The organism is Herpetosiphon llansteffanensis (genome assembly GCF_003205875.1).
Lineage (GTDB): Bacteria > Chloroflexota > Chloroflexia > Chloroflexales > Herpetosiphonaceae > Herpetosiphon > Herpetosiphon llansteffanensis.
Genome location: NZ_PUBZ01000114.1, coordinates 107,108 through 127,338, shown reverse-complemented (window position 1 = coordinate 127,338; position 20,231 = coordinate 107,108). Strand labels below are relative to the sequence as shown.

Sequence of the window (20,231 nt, the reverse complement as noted above, 5' to 3'; positions counted from 1 at the left end):
TTACAAAATAGCGTGCTAGAATCGGCTAAAAACGCATCCCCCGTGGATGCGTTTTCGTTTATAATTGAAGTGAATTGAATTAGTCATCACTTGAGAACTTTAGGTCACTGTTTCGCCAAAGATGCCGACGCGGTGTTCCGCACTTACACGAGGTCATCAATGCGCCGAACCAAGATTGTTGCCACGCTAGGGCCTGCCTGCGACACCGAGGAAAAAATAACAGCGTTGGCATTAGCGGGAATGAATGTTGCTCGCTTAAATTTCTCCCATGGTACTCATAACGACCATTCAGAACGCATTCGGCTCTTGCGTCAAATTTCAATTAAGCTCAATCGCCCAATTGCGGTGTTGCAAGACTTGCAAGGGCCAAAAATTCGGACTGGCAAATTAGTTGATAAGCAACCAATTAAACTTACAACTGGCGAAAGCTTTGTCATTACGATTGAAAATGAAGTTGGGAAAGTTGGGCGGGTCAACACCACCTACAAAAATCTCCCCAGCGACTGTAAGCCTGGCGATCGGATTTTGCTTTCCGATGGTTTGATTGAATTGCGAGTGCAAGAGTGTAGCGCTACTGAAGTTATTACCGAAGTGGTAACTGGTGGGATGTTGCGCGAAAACCAAGGCATTAACTTGCCTGGAGTCGATGTCAGCGCCCCCGCCATGACCGAAAAAGATCGCGAAGATTTGATCTTTGGTTTGCACGAAGGAGTCGATTATGTTGCGATTTCGTTTGTGCGCCGTGCCGAAGATGTGCAATTAGTCAAGCAAGAAATTGCTGGCGCTGGCTACCACACGCCAGTTATCGCCAAAATCGAAAAGCCCGAAGCTGTCGATAATATTGAATCGATTGTGGCCGTTGCTGATGGGATCATGGTTGCTCGTGGCGACTTGGGCGTGGAAATGCCCCCAGAAGAAGTGCCATTGATTCAAAAACGGATTATTGCCGCCGCCAATCGGGTGGGAATTCCGGTAATCACCGCAACCCAGATGCTTGAATCGATGATTGTCAATCCACGGCCAACCCGGGCTGAAGCCAGCGACGTGGCGAATGCAATTCTCGACGGCACCGATGCAGTTATGTTGAGTGGCGAAACGGCAAATGGCGCGTATCCCGTTGAAGCAGTGACGATTATGGCACGAATTGCCGAAGTAACTGAGCGTGGCGCACCACCACGTGATGCTCAACAACGCAACGCCTCAGATCCACCAGAAACCTATTCGCACGCGATTAGCCATGCTGCCTGCGCGATTGCTGAATCAATCGATATTGCAGCGATTGTGGCTTTCACATCGTCGGGCTTTACCGCGCATTTGGTTGCCCGCGACCGCCCACGAGTGCCGATTATTGCTATGACCCACGAATACGATGTCTATCATCGTTTGGCCTTGCTGTGGGGCGTTGAAGCACTGCTTTGCCCATTCGTGACCCGACTTGACGATTTGAGCAACTTGGCCCGCGCGATTATGATCGAGCGCCAAGTTATCAAGCCAGGCGATTCGGTGGTAATCACTGGTGGTCACCCCTTGGCAGTGCGTGGCACAACCAACTTCCTCAAGATTCTTTCGATCTAAAAAACACGAGGCCGCTCAGGATTGAGCGGCCTCGTGCTTTAATCGCTAAGTTTAGCGCATAGCAAATGGTGCATAGACTGCATAGGTTGGGGCAACCCAACCTGGCTCGCCATAATTCCACGCTGCAATTGCTGATGATTCATAGGTATTGCCAACCATATCAAACACGCCACTCAAATACATGCGGGTTGGCGTGGCAACTAATGCATTAACCACGCCGTTGGCTGCATAGGCCTCGCGCTGCTGAACCCCGCCGCCGACGCTATTCCAAACTCCGTTCCAACGCAGGATGCCCGGGCTAACCACGCCACCAGCCACACCATTGAATGCACCAGCAACATACAAGCCATCGGCTCCCATTTCAAGGTCATTGATTGGGCCATCAATGAATCCAGCTAAAGCTGACCAGTATGAGCCATTCCAGTAGGCGATTTTATGGGCAGTTACGCCAGCAATGCTGCTAAATGTGCCAGCAATATACAAACCATCAGCGCTAGCCTCAAGCTTTTGGATGCCGCTCGTTCCAGTAAGGATGGTGTGCCATTGCGTGCCATCCCAGCGGGCTACTTGTGCGCCATCGCTAATATAGACCACGCCATTTAAAGCTTCAACCACCGTTACTTGGCTGAACGAGGCTGGCGCAGCAAAGGCTTGCCATTGGCCATTGTTCCACATCACCAAGTTAGCACTGTCTACGCCAGCAAATTGGCTAAAATCGCCAGCAACGTAGAGTTTGCCTTGGTCGCGAGCGATGCCAAAAACTGGTTGATCACTAACAGCATTCCAAGTTGCTGAAATTAAATTCGTACGATACAGCTTGGGTTTTTGCATGAGGAAAATCGTATCGCTGAACACTTCCAATTGGCGAGGTATCTCCCCATATAGAGAATCAGTGGGTTGCTCAATCATCGATTGCCAACCAGCCGCAGCATCAAAACGAATTAATGAACTGTAGCCAGTGCTCCACATTGAGCGAAAGGGCGAGTAGCCATAGATCGTTTCGCCAAGATTACTGAGGATCAGCGGTCCCCCATACAGCCCATTGGGAGTCATCGATTCCCAATGATCAGCCCGCCAGACCAGCCGATTCACACCACGATACTGACCATTAATGACTAAATCGCCCAAGGCATACATTTCGTTCTCAAACTCAACTAACGAATATTTGGGAAATTGAATCCAACTATAATGGATGTACCTAGCTTGCCCCAGTACTGTCCAATTTGTACCATTCCAATAATGGAGCGGTACATTAGCATAATTGACATGGCCTAAGGCATACAGGCCATCAGCCCGCATAAGCAGACTTTCAACCCGATTCGGAACACCATTCCCAAAGCTATTCCAGTTTGTGCCATTCCAAGCAGCAATATTATGCAGTTGCAAGTTGGTGGTTGAAGTAAATGATCCTCCGATAATCAACTGATCATCAGCAATTTGCAAATCCACAACTTGTCCAGTTACCCCACCGCCAACATCGTGCCATTGCGTGCCATCCCAGCGGACAATTCCACCTTGGCTCTGCGAATTGATTGGCTGAATTGAACCGCCAGCATACAAGCCATCAGCAGCACTCAGCAAATTGAAGGCAAGTCCATCATAGCCAGTACCAACTTCATTCCATTGGGTGCCATTCCAACGGGCAATATTTTGGTAGGCTTGGCCATCAATCACTAAAGGATAACTACCTAAATAAAGCTCATTCTGGTGACTCGCCAATACTAGATGGCTAGCGTTATTCACCACCGTGGCTAATGCAGTCCAAGTCGTGCCATCCCAATAGGCCAAGTCAATCTGTTGGCCAGCAAGGATCAAAGAGCCAGCGGCATAGAGTTTATCCTGATGACCTACGATGGATTCAACATAGCCATCAAGCGTCCCCAACCTCAGCCATTGGCGGCCATCCCAATAGATTACCCCATTTGATTGGGTACCTCTGATGTAGCGATCAACAGAGATAGAATAGAGTGTATCGTTCCAAACCAAGGGGCGTTCCAGCCCGTAATCATCAACATTATTTCCGCCAAAGCCAGCAAATTCATTGCTCCACGAGCCGCCATTGTTGGCTTCGCTTGGCTGCATGGCATGCGTTGGGCGAGGCTGGGCACTCACCAACCAACTGCAGACGGCCAAAATGCCTAGGAGGTTTGTCCAACGCCAAATAGTTCTCATCAGTAGCTCCTCTCGAGCATAAAATTAATATTGGGTGCTGACACTCGATAGGTCAACACCCACAGCAATATTAGCGGATTACCGCAGGCAAATACACATCATGCAAGACGACGCTTGGGTTATTCCAAACGTGCAGCCGCACTTGGGCGGTGGTCGTGACCGCATTAATCGGGTCGCGCACGGTATAGGTAAGGGTATCAAGCCCTGTAAATTGAGGATATGGTCGATACACAATTTGGTTGCCACTAATCACTGCTGTGCCATTGCTGGGCGTGGTTACGCTCACCAGCTGCAATGTGCTGGGCTGATCGCTCCAATCATTGGCCAGTACATTGACCGTCACTGGTTGCGGGCGATAGGTAATCGCATAATCAGGTTTGGCTTTGATTAAGGGTTCGTTGCCATATTCCCAGGCAGCAATATTATAGGATTCATACTCATTACCAACCCTGAGGAATTTCCCATGCATCAATATCCGCGTTGGGGTTGCAGCGAGGCTATAGACTACGCCAGGATGCATAGAGACTAGATTTGCTTGAACTCCACCAGCGAGACCATGCCAAGCTGCGCCATCCCAGCGCAAAATGCCATTGCTCACAATCCCGTTGGTCAAACCGCGAAAATTACCAGCGACATATAAGCCATCAGCGCCCATTTCGAGATCAGAGATTGAACCATCGATCACGCCACTTAACCCTGACCATGTACTGCCATTCCAATAGGCGATTTTAGGGGCGCTAACGCCAGCGACACTGCTAAATGTGCCAGCAATGTACACACCATCAGCGGTTGGCTCAATCTCGCTAATATTCGTCACATTGGGAGCAAGGGTCGTCCACTGCACGCCATCCCAGCGCGCGAGTTGGCTGCCATCACTGATATAGACCGAATTCCCATGAGCTTCGACGATTGCCACCTGATCAAATGCAGCAGGCGTATTCAAGGCTTGCCATTGCGTGCCATTCCATGTGACCAAGTTATGCGCCGTTACGCCATTGAATTGCTCAAATCCACCAGCGACATACAACAGATTATTGGCTTGGGCTAAACTGCTCACGTAGTTGTTACTGGCGGCGTTCCACGTATTGTTGCCAGCTTGATACAGCCGATTATCGTAAATACTGAAAAAGCTTTGTTGATACTTTTGTAGCGCTTGAGGATTACCCAAAGCTGGCTGATAGGTATACTCAACCAACGATTGCCATTGATTTTGAGGATTCAAATGGGCTAAAGTGGCCCAAGCAATATTCCAATGCATCTTGTTGGCGAGTGCATAGAGATCTTCGTTATCAGTGGTGAGAACAACACTTGGTCCCTCATTTCCACTAGAAATAAGCCCGCTTGGGGTCATTGATAGCCAGTATTCACCATCCCAACGCAAGGCCCAATCGCTCCACGTATACTGGTTGGAATTGGGAATAGCTTGCACCGCCCGGAGCGCACCAAAGGCGAACAATTCCTGATTGTAATTCAAGAGCACCGCATCGGGGTAGTGCAACCAACTTCCATTAAGACTTTCTTGTTGCATGGTCGAGAGAGTTGTCCAATGGGTTGCATCCCAACGATGCAACTGAAACTGCGCAGGATTAGGATAATTGAGTGATTTGCTGAGCGCATACACCTGATCATCCACGAGCGCAAGATTGTGTGTAGCGCTGACAATCCCCGTGCCAAAGGTATTCCAAGTTGTGCCATTCCAGGCGGCAATATTATGCACAGCTGGCTGGAGGGTTGAAGTAAATTGGCCACTTACATAGATTTGGCTATTGGCCCATTCCAGATCCATCACCAACCCGCGCAAGCCGCCACCAACACGTTGCCACTGGCTGCCATTCCAATGGATTAAGCTTGTACCTTGACCATTCAAGCCAAAAGCACCACCCAAATACAGGCCGTTGGGTGTTGAGAGCAGACTAAAGACAATCCCTTCAATTCCTTCGGCAGCATCATGCCACTGCGTTCCATCCCAACGGGCCAATAAACTGATTGCTTGGCCATCAATAACTAAGTTGCCACCACCAACATAGAGCTGATTCTCGTGACTCACTAAATTTAAAAAGGTATTATTATTAAATTGATAAGGTAGCGCAGTCCATAGATTGCCATCCCAATAGGCAATGTTGAAGTGCTTGCCATCAAGGCTAAATTTCCCAGCAGCGTACAGCTTATTTTGGTGTACGACCACTGAATCAACCAAACCCGTTAATCCATCAATTTTCAACCATTGTTGACCGTTCCAGTAGCCAACGCCTGCATCACTGGCGCTATAGGCAAGCGAGAGAATGTTTGCATACAACGTGCCATTCCATTCAATCGGGCGGCCCGGAATATAGCCATAATTGGTTTTCAAGGACGAGGCAAAGGCCGCACTCCACGTGCCAGGATTATGTGGTTGTTGCGGCTCAACGGCGGCAACTGGGGCAATTGGTTGGTGGATCAATCCTAAGATTAACCCAACTATGGTAAAGAAGATGGTAATTTTGGAAAGTTTCGACATCCAATTCTCTCCTTGGGTCTCTATTGAGCGGCAAGCAACGTGTACTTACCGCCCGATCTCAATTAATTATTTGCTGGTATAGGGCAAGAACAACTGATAGCGGGCGCTATTGACGGTAATCGTCCCCTCGGTCACACCACCATGGCTATCATCCACGCGATAGCTGATGGTGGCGGTAAACGGCGTGTTGTTTGGCGCACGATAGCGCAATTGATTACCAATTATGTCGACTTCACCAACCGTAGCACTCGCCTGGTTGATCGTTAACGCATCGCCATTTAAATCGCTGGCCTGGGCCAAGGCATCGATCAGGGTTGTGCTATGCGGCGCAAGCGTCAGCGTCAGCGGGGCAACCGTCGGTGCATGATTCAAGACATCAATTAATACAATGCCCAATGCTACCGTGCCACGGGTTACATTGCGCACCGTATACTGCACGGAGACGATACCTTGAAAGTTGGCATCTGGCAGATAGTGCACTTGGTTGCCGCTGATCGTGGCCGTGCCATAGGCTGGTCTGTTGACTGCGACCAGTTGCAACGGCTCGTTATTGACCGCCCAATCATTGGCTAGCACATCCACCATAACCGCATGTGGACGATAGGTAGTGGCGTTGTCATTCACCGCAACCACACTTGCATTGGTACTAAATAGCTTAATCCGCGCGGTTTGTTGGCCGCCATGACCATCACTGACGGTATAGGTCAGCGTATCGGTAAAAACCTGCTGTTGCTGCGGGGGAAGATAGCGCAATCTATCAGCGTCAATCTGCACAGTACCGCTCACAGCACTGGCTTGAGTGATCGTCAACTCATCACCATTTAAGTCAACCAACCCATTCAGGGGGAAAAAGATCGTTTCGGCAAATGGCTGCACCTGCCGCTCTTTGTCGGCAATCAAGGGAAAGTGATTCCAAACATGCACCCGCACCTGCGCAGTCGTCGTGACAGCATGCAGCGGGTCGCGCACGGTGTAGGTGAGGGTATCGGTGCCTTGGAATTGGCTGGCAGGGGTATAAACCAGCTGCGTGCCGCTGATCACCGCCGTGCCGTTGCTTGATGGGGCAACGCTCAGCAGTTGCAATTGGCTCGGCTGATCGCTCCAATCATTGGCCAGCACATTGACCGTGACCGGCTGTGGCCGATAGGTGATCGCATAATCAGTTTTGGCACGAATCAAGGGTTCGTTGCCATACTCCCACGCCGCAATCAAACTTGATTCATATTGATTGCCAACCTGCTTGAATGTGCCATACAGCAGCATGCGGGTTGGAGTTGCAGCAAGCTGCGCAACATAGCCCGCTTGAACACCGCCATTAAGCCCATGCCATGCTGTTCCATCCCAACGCAGAATGCCGGGGCTGACAATGCCATTGGTTAGGCCAGCAAAAGTACCAGCCACATATAGCCCATCAGCACCCATTTCCAGGTCATTGATTGCACCATTGATCACGCCGCTTAATCCCGACCATGTACTGCCATTCCAATAGGCGATTTTAGCAGCGCTGACTCCGGCCACGCTGCTAAATGTGCCAGCGATGTACACACCATCGGCGGTTGGCTCAATGGAGGTAATGCTATTCACAGCACTTGCAAGCATCTGCCACTGCGCGCCATCCCAACGGGCGAGTTGCGTACCATCGCTGATATACACAGCATTGGCATCGGCTTCAACCACAGTTACCGCATTGAAGGTAGCAGGCGTATCCAAGGCTTGCCATTGGCTGCCATTCCATGTAACCAAATTATGCGCCGTTAGGCCATTGAATTGCTCAAAATCGCCAGCGACATACAACAGGTTATTGGCTTGGGCCAAACTATAAACAAACGTATTAATTGGGCTGACCGGATTCCAAGCAGTATTGGCCGTCTGGAACAGTTGCCGATTTGAAACCCCGAAAAAAGTTTGCTGATACTTCTCAAGGTCTTCAAAAGGACTAGTTGGTGTTTCATTTGAGAAGTCAATTAGCGATTGCCATTGATTTTGGGCATTCAAATGAGCCAACTTCGCTGCGCCATTGCCCCAATGCATTTGGTTCGATGCAGCATACAAATCTTCGCCAGCGGTTGCCAGCGCGACCCGACTTGTCACTGCAAGGCCAGTAGGAGTCATTGATTGCCAATGAGTATCGTTCCAAACCATCGCCGCATCGCCCCAAGCAAAGCTTGATGCTGTCCCATTCATGAACGACATTGGGCCAAACGCCAATACCTGTTGCTGGTAATTAACCAGAACTGCATCGGGATAATGGACTAGTGAAGTATTCCAGGCGCGCATATTTGCGAGGGTCGTCCACTGGTTGGTATCCCAGCGCTGTAAATGAAAATGCGGAGAGCCTTGATAATTCGATGATTTACTGAGAGCATATAGCTCGCCATCAACCATGACAACACTATGAGTTGGTTGATTAATCCCCGTACCAAATGTATCCCAGCTTGTGCCATCCCAAGCGGCCACATTCTTCAGCGTTGGCTCAAGCGTCGAGGTGAATTCGCCGCTCACATACAGTTGATTATTGGCCCATTCCAAATCGAGCACCAATCCGCGCAAGCCGCCACCAACACGTTGCCACTGGCTGCCATTCCAATGAATTAAGCCAGTATTTTGGCCATGCAGGCCAAAGACACCACCCAAATACAAGCCATCAGGGGTTGAGAGCACACTAAAAGGCGCACCTTGCACACCAACAGCAGCAGCATGCCATTGCGTTCCATCCCAGCGGGCCAACGAGCCATAGGTTTGACCATCAATCAGCAAGTTTGAACCGCCCACATACAGCTGATCGTCGTGCACAACCATATTCAAGAAGGTATTTTGGTTAAATTGATAGGGCAAGGCCGTCCATACAGTGCCATTCCAATAGGCCATGCGGATCGTTTTCCCGCCAAGGTTGAAATTTCCAGCAACATACAGCCGACCCTGATAGCCGACCAAGGAATCAGCCAAACCGTTTAAACCATCAAGCTTTAACCATTGTTCACCACTCCAAGCAGCAACACCCACTTGTAAGCTATTGAGATCAAAAAATGCAGAATAGAGGGTGTTATTCCATTCAATTGGGCGAACAGGAATAAGGCCAGCTTGTTCTTTAAACGGCCCAGCAAAGGCTGAACTCCACGAACCAGCACTGCTTGGTTGTTGCGGTTCTAACGCAGCAACAGTCGCTGCTGGTTGTTGAATCATGCTCACACCAAGCACGATTAGCATGAACAGACTCGCAATTTTTGATCGCTTCAACATACAAATTCCTCTCAACGAATCGAGCGCCAATCATTGAGTAATTGGCGCTCGATCAGGTTATTTGCTGATATAGGGCAAAAATAGACGCTGGTAGGTTCCACTTTGACTTTGGACTACAATCGTTGCCACGCTTGAACCACCATAACCATCAAACACGTTATAGGTGATTGTCGCCGTAAATGGATAGTAGATCGGCGCAGTATAGTGCAGTTGGAAATAATCCATCGTAAATGTTCCTTCTGTTGCACTAACATGGGAAATGCCCAATGCATCACCGTTCAGGTCAATGATATTCGCATAGGTGTCGAAGATCCTTGTACTACCTGGTTGCATGGTGATGGTTATCGGAGCTACGGTTGGCACATGATTTTGCACCTCGATCGTCAGTGTGCCCGTTGCTGTTACACCACTGGTTGTACTCCGCGCCGTATAGTTGATCAGTGCCGTTCCTTGGAAGGTGGTTGCTGGCATATACTGCACTTGATTGCCGCTAATCGTGGCCGTACCAGGGTTAGCAGTACTCACCTGAATAACTTGTAGCGGCTCGTTATGTAGCGACCAATCATTGGCCAACACATCCACACTCACCGCATGTGGGCGATAGGTACGTGCCTGATCGGCACTAGTCACCACTGCTGTATCGTAACTGCGCAGCTTAATCCGTACTGTTCGCAGCCAGCCATGGCCATCACTGACGGTATAGGTCACCACATCGCTAAAATGCTGTTGATTTGGCGGCGTATAGCGCAATTGATTATTAACAATCGCCACCGTGCCACTGACCACACTCGCTTGCGTGATCGTCAAACTATCGCCATTCGCATCGACGAGGTTTGCCAACGGATCAAGCAGCGTTGTGGTAAATGGTGGCACTTGACGCTCTTGATCCACCAGAGTTGGGAAGTGGTTCCAAACATGGACCCGCACCTGCGCCTGCGTCGTGACCGCATGGATCGGGTCTCGCACGGTGTAGGTAAAGGTATCGGTGCCTTGGAATTGGGCAACAGGCGTATAAACAATGCTAGATCCGTTGATCGCCGCTGTGCCATGGCTGGGCGTGGTCACACTTACCAATTGCAATTGGCTGGGCTGATCGCTCCAATCGTTGGCTAGCACATTAATTGTCACTGGTTGCGGGCGATAGGTAATCGCATAATCGGCTTTGGCCTTGATTAAAGGTTCGTTGCCATACTCCCACGCGGCAATCATAGCTGACTCGTATTGATTGCCAACCCTGATGAAGTTACCATACATCAGCATGCGGGTTGGGGTTGCAGCGAGGCTATAGACTACGCCAGGATGGGTAGACACTACATTAGCTTGAACCCCACCAGCAAGACCATGCCATGCGCTGCCATCCCAGCGCAGAATACCACCGCTCACAATCCCATTGGTTATCCCACGGAAACTGCCAGCCACATATAGCCCATCAGCCCCCATTTCGAGATCGTAGATCGCGCCATCGACCACACCACTTAAACCCGACCATGTGCTGCCATTCCAATAGGCGATTTTCGGGGCCGTCACCCCAGCCACACTGCTAAATGTACCAGCGATGTACACGCCGTTGGCAGTTGGCTCAATCTCGCCAATATTCACCACATTCGTAGCCAAGGTTGTCCACTGCACACCATCCCAACGGGCAATTTGGAAGCCATCGCTGATATAGACCGTGTTCCCATGGGCTTCGACGATCACAACTTTATCAAAGCTCGCAGGTGTATTCAAGGCTTGCCATTGCGTACCATCCCATGTCACAAGGTTGCGCGCCGTTACCCCATTAAATTGCTCGAAATCGCCAGCCACATACAACAGATTATTGGCTTGCGCCAGCGAATGAACTGTCGCCGTGACAACTTGCGTCCAGGTATTGTTGCCAGCTTGATACAGCGTAGATTGGTAGAGACCAAAAAAGGTTTGCTGATACTTCTGGAGCGCCTCAACATTATAAAGATTTGTTTGGTAGGTATACGCAATCAACGATTGCCATTGATTATTGGCATTCAAATGCGCTAAGGTCGATGAGGCTGTGCCCCAATACATTCCTCGGGAAGCAGCATAGAGATCTTCATCAACCGTGGTTAAGACTACTTTTTCTGAGCTTATTCCATTGATGGTCATCGATTCCCAATGATCATCTACCCAACGCAAAGCCACTTCACCCCTGATAGATTGGTTGGAATTAGGGATAGAATGCCGCAAAATCAGCGGGCCAAAGGCCAGTAATTCTTGGTTGTAATTCAACAGCACCGCATCAGGGTAGCGAGGCCAATTATAATTATTTGGTGCTGGATACAGCATTGATATAGCTGTCCATTGAGTTGTATCCCAACGCAGCAAGTGAAAATTACTTGATGTGCTCAGCGCATATAATTCGCCATCGACCATCGCCAAATTATGAGTTGGGTTACTAATTCCATTCCCAATACTATCCCAACTACTGCCATTCCACGTTGCTACATTTTTGATTGATGGTTGGAGCGTCGAGGTAAATTGTCCGCTGATATAGAGTTGGTTATTGAAGTCTTTCAGATCAAAGACCAAGCCATAGAAACCTTCGCCAATGAGCGAAGCCTGTGTGCTCGTTACCCGCAACACACCGCTTCTTTTGCCATCAATCGCAAAGACACCATGGAGATAGAGACCATCGGGTCGCGATAGATACCCAAGCACCCAACCTTGCATCTGCTCCAAAGCCGAATACCACGTGCTGCCATCCCAACGGGCGAGAATTCCATAGGCTTGGCCATCAATCACGATTTTGCTGCCACCAAGATAGAGCTGATTCTCGTGGCTGGCTAAAAGTAAGTAGCTATCATTATTAAGCCGATATGGCAAGGCTGTCCACAGGTTGCCATCCCAATAGGCAATGTTAACATCTTTGCCGCCAAGCTTCAATTGACCAGCAGCATACAGCTTATTTTGATGCACCGTTAGCGAATGAACGAAACCATCAAGGCCCTCAAGTTTGAACCACTGCTGACCATTCCAATAGCCAACCCCACTCCCAGTGGAGTTATAGGAATTCGAAACAATATCTGCATAGAGCATGCCATTCCATTCAATCGGGCGGCCTGGCATATAGGCTACAGAGATCCTTGATGGTGAGGCAAAGGCTTGGCTCCATGTGCCAGGGCTACTTGGTTGTTGCGGTTCGACGGCAGCAACAGGCGCAGCTGGTTGTTGGATCATGCTCAGGCTGAGCACGATCAGTATGAACAGGCTGACGATTTTTTTGAGTTTCGACATCCAATTCTCTCCTTGGGTTTATGTTGAGCGATAAGTATGCTTTGCTTGCCGCTCGAACTGGTTATTTGTTGGTATAGGGCAAATAGAGTTGATAGGTTCCGCTGTGCACGACAGCTGATTGTTATAGCTCGCTAGTGTCGCTGATATGCTATACGAAATCTGATTGGGCATCGCTGTCCATGTTGCGCCATCCCAATAGGCCATAGTGATTGGCATGCCAGCTAAATTCAGCTTGCCATAGGCGTAGAGCTTATTTTGATGCCAAGTGATCGCAATCACTCGGCCTTCGAGGTTGCCGATTTGCAGCCATTGCTTACCCTTCCACTCAGCTACACCATCGTGATACATGCCTGAATACAGGGTGTTATTCCATTCGATTGGGCGCAACGGAAAATCATTCAACTCGGAGCGCTCATAGACCGCAAATTCATCGCTCCAAGTGCCTTCAATCTGTGGTTGATTGGTTATCTGAAGAAGCTGAGGCTGTTGGGCGGTTGCCGCTGGCACAATACTGCTTAATCCTAAGCATAAGCCAACGATAAAACGCTTCAACTTCATCTCCATCTCCATCTCCATTAACTGTATAAAAGCATCTGCTAGCGACTTGGTTTGGCCCAATAGACTAAACCAGCACTCCGCTACTTAAGTTCAATGTGCGAGCGGCACAATTCAAAGAGATTATGCTTTAAGGGGAAATCTCTCCTGATCAAGCATACCAACTTCGGTATCTAGGAGCAATGGGTCAAAGGGTGTATCAGGGGGCTAGGGTTAGCCCAATCTATGGGTGAGTTTGGGTGAAGCATGGCGCTGCAAATTCAAAAGAAACCGCTATAATAAGGGCAGCTTTAAAGTGCTGTTGATTGTTGCGTCCCGAGAGCAAGCTCGAAGCAAGCACAAAATCACAACCGTTGAGGAATTAATACATGACAGATTCGCTCTTTGATGCAGAACGTGATCCGTTTGCCGATATGCGCAACGCTTTAGAAACTGCGCAACGTGAACGGAAAAATATTTTAGTCGAGCTTGGTGGCGATTGGTGTATTTGGTGTCATCGCTTAGATGCGTTTATCAAGGCCCATCCCCAATTGCGCTATTTGCGCGACATCCATTATGTTGCGGTCAAAGTTTTGGTTGGTGATGATGAGCAGAAAAATAAAACCTTTTTAGAACATTTGCCTGGCTTCGATGGCGTACCGCATATTTTTATCTACAATAGTCGCGGCCAATTGTTGTGCTCGCAAGATACCAGCGTTTTAGAAGAAGGCGAGAGCTACCATTTTGGGCGCGTCCGCGAGTTTTTGAGCCGTTGGTCGGAGCCGCGGCTGACACCCTACGATGCCTTGGATACCGACGAACTCAAACGCTTGGTCGAACACTATTATTTTGCTGAAACTGCCAATCGTATCACCCCAAGCGCCTAAACAAGCCCTATTTAATTGACGAATGCGAGGGCTTGTTCTACCATGCGCCGCGCAAAGGAGTTTATATGCGTGTGTTGATCCTTGGGGCAAGCGGCCAACTTGGCAGCGAGCTGACCAAAACGTTTGCCGACCATCAGTTATTAGTCCCCAGCCACCAAGAACTTGATTTAAGCCAACCAGCCGCGCGCGCGGCGATTAATCAGCTTGCACCAGATTTGGTGTTGTTGCCAGCAGCCTTTACCAATGTCGATGGCTGTGCGCTTGATCCTGCGCGGGCCTTTCGTGAAAATACGCTGGGGCCAAAATATGCAGCTCTTGCCTGCCGCGATCGCGATATTCCGCTGGTGTATGTCAGTACCAACGAGGTATTTAGTGGCAATAGCCAACAAGCCTATAGCGAATACGATCAGCCAGCGCCAATTAATGCCTATGGTCGCTCAAAATGGGGCGGCGAACAGGCAGTCTTGCAGCATGCGCCAAATGTTTTTATCACGCGGGTTGCTTGGTTGTTTGGCGGCCAACGCAACTTTGTGCGCACCATTGCCCGTTTAGGCCGCGAGCGCCTGCAAACTGGCGAACCATTGCGCGTCGTGACCGATGAAGTTGGCACACCAACCCATGCCGCCGAGGCCGCGTGGGCAATTCGCCAATTGGTCGATAGCAATATTCCTGGGATTTATCACGTTGTCAACGAGGGTGCTTGTTCGCGCCATGAACTGGCATGCGCCGTTTTGGCAGCAGCAGGCATCGACCTACCAGTTGAGCCAATTAGCTCAGCAGAATTTAGTCGCCCAAGCAGCCCGCCGCCCTTTTCTGCGCTCAGCAATAACGCAGCGGCAGCCATGGGCATTCGTTTGCGGCGCTGGCAAGCAGCAGTCATTGCCGCAGTTGCTGCCATCGACGAGCCAACCCAATGAGCCATGGTATCGACATTCTGATTCCCAATTATAACGGCGCGCAGCTATTAGCAGCCTGCCTCGATAGCTTGCGCCAACAAACCCGCAACGATTTTCTGATCACGGTGATCGATGATGCCTCGCCAGATGGCAGTGTTCCGGCGTTGCAGGCGGCCTATCCTGAGGTTAACTGGCTGATTCAGCCGAGCAACCAAGGCTTTGTCGCCGCAGTCAATCGTGGGTTTCAGGCCACCAATGCGCCGTGGGTCATTTTGCTCAACAACGATACCGAAGTTGGGCCAAATTTTGTTGCTGCATTAATTGATACGCTTGAGCGTTTTCCGGCCTATGATTTTGCCGCCGCCAAAATGTTGCTCTACAGCCAACCAGATCATTTGCACACCACAGGCGATGGCTACGATTGGAATGGCGTGCCATGGAGTCGTGGGGTTTGGCAGCCAGATCATGGCCAATATGATGCAATCAGCGAGGTTTTTGGCCCATGCGCCGGCGCAGCAGCCTACAAACGGGCCAGTTTGCAACAACTTGTCGATACCGCTGGCAACTTGCTTGACCCTTTGTTGGTGATGTATTGCGAGGATGTCGATCTCAATTTACGTGCTCGGCGGGCTGGAATGCGCACGCTGTTTGTGCCGCAAGCTCGCGTCTTGCACCACCTTAGCGCAACTGGTGGTGGAGTGCGAGCCAGCTATTATTGTGGTCGAAATTTTATTCTGCTTTGGCTGCGGCATATGCCAATTCAAGCCTGGCCGCATGCCTTGCCAGCTTTTCTATGGTCACAACTCACAATTTTTGGGCAAGCACTCCGCCACTGGAGGGGAGAGGCCGCCCGCGCTCGCTTACGTGGACAATGGGCTGGGTTGCGGCTCATTCCTCGCATTTGGCGTGAACGAAAGCTAGCCACAGCAGAAGCACAGCGGCTGCTTGCTTGGCTTGGACGATAGGAGTCCCCATGGCCCCGTATCTTTCGGTGGTAATTCCGGCCTATAACGAAGCCCGCCGACTACCGCAAACCCTTCCTGTAGTCTTGCAATTTCTCAACGCCCAACCATGGTCATGGGAGTTATTGGTGGTTGATGATGGTAGTAGCGATCAAACCGTGGCGGTTGCTGAAGCGGCATGCAGCGCGTATGCTCAAGCTCGGGTTATTCAAAATCCGCATCGCGGCAAAGGCTACACCGTGCGCACTGGCATGACCCAAGCGAGCGGCGAGTATGTGCTCTTTTCCGATGCAGATTTGGCAGTGCCCATGAACGAATGGCCCAAGCTCGAAGCCAAGCTGCAACAACAGTATGATATTGTGATTGCCTCACGCGAGGGCGCAGGAGCCAGCCGCATCGACGAGCCATTTATGCGGCATGTGATGGGGCGGGTTTTCAACTTGATTGTGCGGGTTTTGGGCATTGGCAAATTTCAAGATACCCAATGTGGCTTTAAGGTCTTCAGCCGCGAGGCCTCGCACGATGTCTTTGGCCGCATGCGCTTGTATGACGATACGACCGAAGCGCCCAAAGGTGCAGCCGTTACCGCCTTTGATGTTGAGGTGTTGTATTTGGCCTTGCGCCGTGGCTATAAAATTGCCGAAGTGCCCGTCACATGGCGTTATGGCGAGGAAACCAAGGTCGATAATATTCGCGATTCATGGCGCAACCTGCGCGATGTGATCAAAGTTCGCTGGAATGCACTCTCTGGCCAATATCGCGATGTGAAAAATAAGAACATAGAGCATAGAGCATAGAAGCGAGGGATCGGGGATTGGAGATCGGGGATCGGGAGCTAAACCGTTAACGCAGAGGCGCAGAGCTTTGGTATTGGGAGCTACTCTCACCTAAAAAGCTCTGCGCCTCTGCGTTAAATAATCTCTTAGCCCAATTTCGCGGCCTTCGCGGTTAAATCTAAATCAAAGCCGAGAAGCATACTGCATTCTGCACACAATTCATCCTTCATCCCTTCTGCGTTAAATAATCTCATTCTTAGTGTAACTTCGCGCTCTTCGCGGTTAAAACCTAGCTCGAAGCCGAGAAGCATACCCCATTCTATACTCAATTCATCCCTCATCCCTCATACTTCATCCTTTTCTCCTAGCCAATCGTCGTCGTGCGTTCCGGCTCTGGCAAGCGCACCGTAATAAAGAAGGCTGGCAAGAGCAGGCCAATCGCCGCAATCATTGCCCAAGTTGGCGAGGTCAAGTCGGCTAGGCTGCCAATAATTGGGTAGAGCACGCCCGAGGTTCCCCAGGCAAAGCCCATCATCATGGCGCTTGCGGTCGCAATATGCTGCGGCGCATATTCTTGGGCGGTCACAATCGAAACTGGAATATTCGCCATCACCATGGCTCCAACCACCGCCGTCAAGGGGTAATACCACCAATCCAACGGCGATGACAAGACTAAGCCAATAAAGAGTGGAATCGTGCTCAGAATGCTTGAACGCAACACCACCGTGCGCCCAATGCGATCGGAAATTCGCCCGCCAACGATGCCACCAACCGCCGAAGCAATGTTAAATACCGCCAAAGTTGGGCCAACGTGAGCATCAGCCAGCGCCTGATCATAGCGATCGCGCAGCATAAAGCCCAACAAACTGCTATACGAAACACTCGAAAGCGAACGCAACACACTCATAAACCAAAGCCAACGCAATGGCCCTTGAAACACGCTAATATAATCGCGCAACGTTTTTGGTTGGCTGCGATTTTGCGCCGCCGAAGGAATGATTAAAAAGGTCACGATGCCAATCAGAATGCCAGCTGGCAGCAAATACGGCAAGCTATTTAAATCAAACTGGGCCACAATCAAGGGGCCAAAGGCCATGCCCAACGTGCCGCCAGCAGAAAAGATTGATACAAACAAACCACGTTGATTAGGGTTCGCACCCATAGCGATGTAGGCCGCGCCAGCAGGGTGAAAAATTGCGCTACCCAAACCACCAAGCATAATCAACGCGCCCAGCATAAAAAAGTTGGGCATATAGCCAATTAATGTCAGGCCAAGCGCCGTCAGCACCGGGCCAAACGCCGCCAACCAGCGCCGATCAACATAATCGCCAACTGCGCCAAGCAATGGCTGAAGCATCGAGCCAGCAAATGATAAAATCGCCACCAAAATCCCAGTTTGGCCAATCGTCACCTGATAGGTATCGCTAATGCTTGGGAGCAATGGTGAAAGCAATGAAGTCCACATATCATTCATGGCGTGTGAAAACGTCATCATCACCATGACCGAAAGGCCTGTCAGAGCGACAGCCTGCCCACTTGTCCGCGTTGCCATTGCAGCCTCCAAAGCGCCTATGAAATTTCCCGCATATGAGGATAAGTATAGAGCAGATCACGATTTTTCCATCAGGCTTTGGAAGTGATTGAGCATGAAAAGCTGTAATAATTCATTGGATGAGTAATAATGTTCCCTCACCCCCCAGCCCCCTCTCCCACTGAACGCGGGCGAGGGGGAGTCGACCATCATTTACCGCGCATTGCGGCACAACCACCATGAAAAAGCTCCTCGCCCACGCGGCGGGAGAGGATTGGGGTGAGGGAAGCTAATTTACAACAACGTAAAATTGCGCTCGTCAGCAAACATCACCACAATGGGCGTGTTGGCTGGCGGCGGCGCTGTATTGCGCAAATCGTTGCGAATAGCACTTTGGGTTTTGGTTATGCCTACGCCATGGGGTGAAACAAAATAATACTTAACTTCTAAATTCCAATCGCCATCACCATCTTTTTCAGCACTGGCGTTGATAATCTGCCCAGGCAGCATTTGGCCTCGCGCACGTAAGGCTTTGGTCAAACGCCATGGCCGAATCACAAAGAAGATCAACGCTAGCCCGCCAAACAAGCTAAACATCACTGCAAACGCCAGCTGGATTAGCACATTATTCCAATTAACCAGCGCGCTTAATTTGGAAACCGCTGGATTGGCAGGGTCATAGCGAACTATCACCGTAGCACCTTCGCTCAACGTGTTATAGGTTTCTTGATTAATGATATGGCTTGATTCAACGGTGCGACTATCGCCATTGATTGGCGCATCAAAGCGATAATCGACAAAATAGCTCGTATCATCGCCATGATCCTCGACCCGAAGCTTGGTGATGGTTGCTTGGGTATCATCACCATTGATTAATGCTTGGGTAGCGCCAATATCGCGCAGCAAAAAGCCCAATGCGATACAGCCAACCAGCAAAAATGGAATACTAAATAGCAACATAAAGCCAACAAATGTACCGCTACCATAGGGTTTTTGGCGCGTAACAACAGCTGCATTCTTGGGATTAAGTAAAAATGGTTGCATAGACTATCCTTTGAGCATTACAACATCAAACTCGGTTAATCGTTATACACGATGAGTATCAAGGTTTTGTTAAGCAGCTGAGCGTAGTACAATGAGCACGAATACGTGGAGGATGCGATGTACAACCTGACAATTGCTCATCTTTACCCTGAACAGATGAATATTTATGGTGATCGTGGCAATATTATCACCTTACGCCAGCGCTGTGCATGGCGCGATATTACAACAACCCTGATTCCGGTGATGCCTGGCAGCAACATCGATTGGCAAAATGTCGATTTGGCATTTTTTGGCGGTGGCCAAGATAGTGGCCAAGCGTTAATCGCTGCTGATTTTGTTGAGCAGCAAGCAGAGCCATTGCGCCGCGCCGCCGAAACTGGCATGGTGCTGTTGGCAATTTGCGGTGGCTATCAGCTACTCGGCCATTATTTTCTGACCCACACTGGCGAGAAATTACCAGGCATCGGTTTGTTGGATGTGCACACCGTGGGCAGCACCCAACGCCTGATTGGCAATTTGCTGATCGAGGCTAATTGGGGCACTGGCAGCCAAACCCTCGTTGGCTTCGAAAACCATAGCGGCGGCACGTTCCTTGGATCGGGGGTTAAGCCCTTGGGCAAGGTGCTGGCTGGTCATGGCAACAACGGCAAAGATGGCAGCGAAGGCGCTGTTTGGCAAAATGTGATTGGCTGCTATATGCATGGCTCATTGCTGCCCAAAAACCCACATTTCGCCGACCATCTGCTTGAGCTAGCGCTCCAACGCCGCTATGGCTCCAATGCCACCCTCAAGCCGCTTGATGATCAATTGGAACTAGCCGCCCACAACACCATGCTCGAACGCCTCAAAGGCTAGATAAAGGATTTGC

The 20,231-nt window shown here is 50.1% G+C and carries 13 protein-coding genes; 6 read left to right on the top strand and 7 right to left on the bottom strand.

Translation table 11 applies throughout. The annotated features are described in order from the left end of the window. Window positions 1-159 precede the first annotated feature (159 nt). The gene (gene pyk, locus C5S61_RS18045) at window positions 160-1,575 is read left to right on the top strand and encodes a pyruvate kinase (RefSeq protein ID WP_110517153.1); all 1,416 of its coding nucleotides are present in this window, start codon (window positions 160-162) and stop codon (window positions 1,573-1,575) included. Window positions 1,576-1,626: 51 nt separating this feature from the next. On the opposite strand, the gene C5S61_RS18040 is transcribed toward pyk, so the two are convergent. The 5 genes from C5S61_RS18040 to C5S61_RS18020 all read right to left on the bottom strand — a co-directional run bounded on the left by C5S61_RS18040 (window position 1,627) and on the right by C5S61_RS18020 (window position 13,291). Beyond that, a complete protein-coding gene (locus C5S61_RS18040) occupies window positions 1,627-3,747 on the bottom strand; it encodes a hypothetical protein (protein WP_110517151.1) in 2,121 nt (706 codons plus the stop codon). Window positions 3,748-3,817: 70 nt separating this feature from the next. After that, window positions 3,818-6,244 carry an Ig-like domain-containing protein gene (locus C5S61_RS18035; protein WP_110517149.1) on the bottom strand — a complete coding sequence of 809 codons (2,427 nt, stop codon included), beginning with the start codon at window positions 6,242-6,244 and terminating at the stop codon, window positions 3,818-3,820. Window positions 6,245-6,310: 66 nt separating this feature from the next. Next, window positions 6,311-9,484 carry an Ig-like domain-containing protein gene (locus C5S61_RS18030; protein WP_110517147.1) on the bottom strand — a complete coding sequence of 1,058 codons (3,174 nt, stop codon included), beginning with the start codon at window positions 9,482-9,484 and terminating at the stop codon, window positions 6,311-6,313. Window positions 9,485-9,541: 57 nt separating this feature from the next. After that, window positions 9,542-12,733 carry an Ig-like domain-containing protein gene (locus C5S61_RS18025; protein ID WP_110517145.1) on the bottom strand — a complete coding sequence of 1,064 codons (3,192 nt, stop codon included), beginning with the start codon at window positions 12,731-12,733 and terminating at the stop codon, window positions 9,542-9,544. Window positions 12,734-12,751: 18 nt separating this feature from the next. Then, window positions 12,752-13,291, bottom strand: a complete 540-nt coding sequence (locus C5S61_RS18020; protein WP_110517143.1) for a hypothetical protein — start codon at window positions 13,289-13,291, stop codon at window positions 12,752-12,754. A 365-nt stretch (window positions 13,292-13,656) separates the two neighbouring features. Between C5S61_RS18020 and C5S61_RS18015 the strand changes: the two genes are divergently transcribed. From C5S61_RS18015 to C5S61_RS18000, 4 genes are all read left to right on the top strand, one after another. Beyond that, window positions 13,657-14,154 (top strand): thioredoxin family protein, encoded by a 498-nt coding sequence (locus C5S61_RS18015; protein WP_110517141.1) that lies wholly within the window; start codon window positions 13,657-13,659, stop codon window positions 14,152-14,154. A gap of 65 nt (window positions 14,155-14,219) precedes the next feature. Beyond that, the gene (rfbD, locus tag C5S61_RS18010; protein WP_110517139.1) at window positions 14,220-15,071 is read left to right on the top strand and encodes a dTDP-4-dehydrorhamnose reductase; all 852 of its coding nucleotides are present in this window, start codon (window positions 14,220-14,222) and stop codon (window positions 15,069-15,071) included. Beyond that, window positions 15,068-16,015, top strand: coding sequence for a glycosyltransferase family 2 protein (locus C5S61_RS18005; RefSeq protein WP_110517137.1), 948 nt, complete (start codon window positions 15,068-15,070; stop codon window positions 16,013-16,015). The genes rfbD and C5S61_RS18005 overlap by 4 nt, the downstream gene beginning before the upstream one ends. Before the next feature lie 8 nt (window positions 16,016-16,023). Beyond that, window positions 16,024-16,809 carry a dolichyl-phosphate beta-glucosyltransferase gene (locus C5S61_RS18000; protein WP_110517135.1) on the top strand — a complete coding sequence of 262 codons (786 nt, stop codon included), beginning with the start codon at window positions 16,024-16,026 and terminating at the stop codon, window positions 16,807-16,809. Between the two features lie 343 nt (window positions 16,810-17,152). Here the strand turns inward: C5S61_RS18000 and C5S61_RS17990 are convergent, their stop codons facing one another. Both C5S61_RS17990 and C5S61_RS17985 read right to left on the bottom strand, forming a co-directional pair. Continuing rightward, window positions 17,153-18,340, bottom strand: a complete 1,188-nt coding sequence (locus C5S61_RS17990) for an MFS transporter (RefSeq protein ID WP_110517131.1) — start codon at window positions 18,338-18,340, stop codon at window positions 17,153-17,155. Between the two features lie 273 nt (window positions 18,341-18,613). Beyond that, window positions 18,614-19,363 carry a DUF3592 domain-containing protein gene (locus C5S61_RS17985; RefSeq protein ID WP_110517129.1) on the bottom strand — a complete coding sequence of 250 codons (750 nt, stop codon included), beginning with the start codon at window positions 19,361-19,363 and terminating at the stop codon, window positions 18,614-18,616. A gap of 117 nt (window positions 19,364-19,480) precedes the next feature. Between C5S61_RS17985 and C5S61_RS17980 the strand changes: the two genes are divergently transcribed. Continuing rightward, window positions 19,481-20,218, top strand: coding sequence for a type 1 glutamine amidotransferase (locus C5S61_RS17980; RefSeq protein WP_110517127.1), 738 nt, complete (start codon window positions 19,481-19,483; stop codon window positions 20,216-20,218). Window positions 20,219-20,231: the final 13 nt, after the last annotated feature.

What these genes read in the sequence shown, in the direction of transcription:
- pyk (WP_110517153.1), top strand. Translation starts at nt 160, where the DNA reads ATGCGCCGAACCAAGATTGTTGCCACGCTAGGGCCTGCCTGCGACACC.
- C5S61_RS18040 (WP_110517151.1), bottom strand. Translation starts at nt 3,747, where the DNA reads ATGAGAACTATTTGGCGTTGGACAAACCTCCTAGGCATTTTGGCCGTC.
- C5S61_RS18035 (WP_110517149.1), bottom strand. Translation starts at nt 6,244, where the DNA reads ATGTCGAAACTTTCCAAAATTACCATCTTCTTTACCATAGTTGGGTTA.
- C5S61_RS18030 (WP_110517147.1), bottom strand. Translation starts at nt 9,484, where the DNA reads ATGTTGAAGCGATCAAAAATTGCGAGTCTGTTCATGCTAATCGTGCTT.
- C5S61_RS18025 (WP_110517145.1), bottom strand. Translation starts at nt 12,733, where the DNA reads ATGTCGAAACTCAAAAAAATCGTCAGCCTGTTCATACTGATCGTGCTC.
- C5S61_RS18020 (WP_110517143.1), bottom strand. Translation starts at nt 13,291, where the DNA reads ATGAAGTTGAAGCGTTTTATCGTTGGCTTATGCTTAGGATTAAGCAGT.
- C5S61_RS18015 (WP_110517141.1), top strand. Translation starts at nt 13,657, where the DNA reads ATGACAGATTCGCTCTTTGATGCAGAACGTGATCCGTTTGCCGATATG.
- rfbD (WP_110517139.1), top strand. Translation starts at nt 14,220, where the DNA reads ATGCGTGTGTTGATCCTTGGGGCAAGCGGCCAACTTGGCAGCGAGCTG.
- C5S61_RS18005 (WP_110517137.1), top strand. Translation starts at nt 15,068, where the DNA reads ATGAGCCATGGTATCGACATTCTGATTCCCAATTATAACGGCGCGCAG.
- C5S61_RS18000 (WP_110517135.1), top strand. Translation starts at nt 16,024, where the DNA reads ATGGCCCCGTATCTTTCGGTGGTAATTCCGGCCTATAACGAAGCCCGC.
- C5S61_RS17990 (WP_110517131.1), bottom strand. Translation starts at nt 18,340, where the DNA reads ATGGCAACGCGGACAAGTGGGCAGGCTGTCGCTCTGACAGGCCTTTCG.
- C5S61_RS17985 (WP_110517129.1), bottom strand. Translation starts at nt 19,363, where the DNA reads ATGCAACCATTTTTACTTAATCCCAAGAATGCAGCTGTTGTTACGCGC.
- C5S61_RS17980 (WP_110517127.1), top strand. Translation starts at nt 19,481, where the DNA reads ATGTACAACCTGACAATTGCTCATCTTTACCCTGAACAGATGAATATT.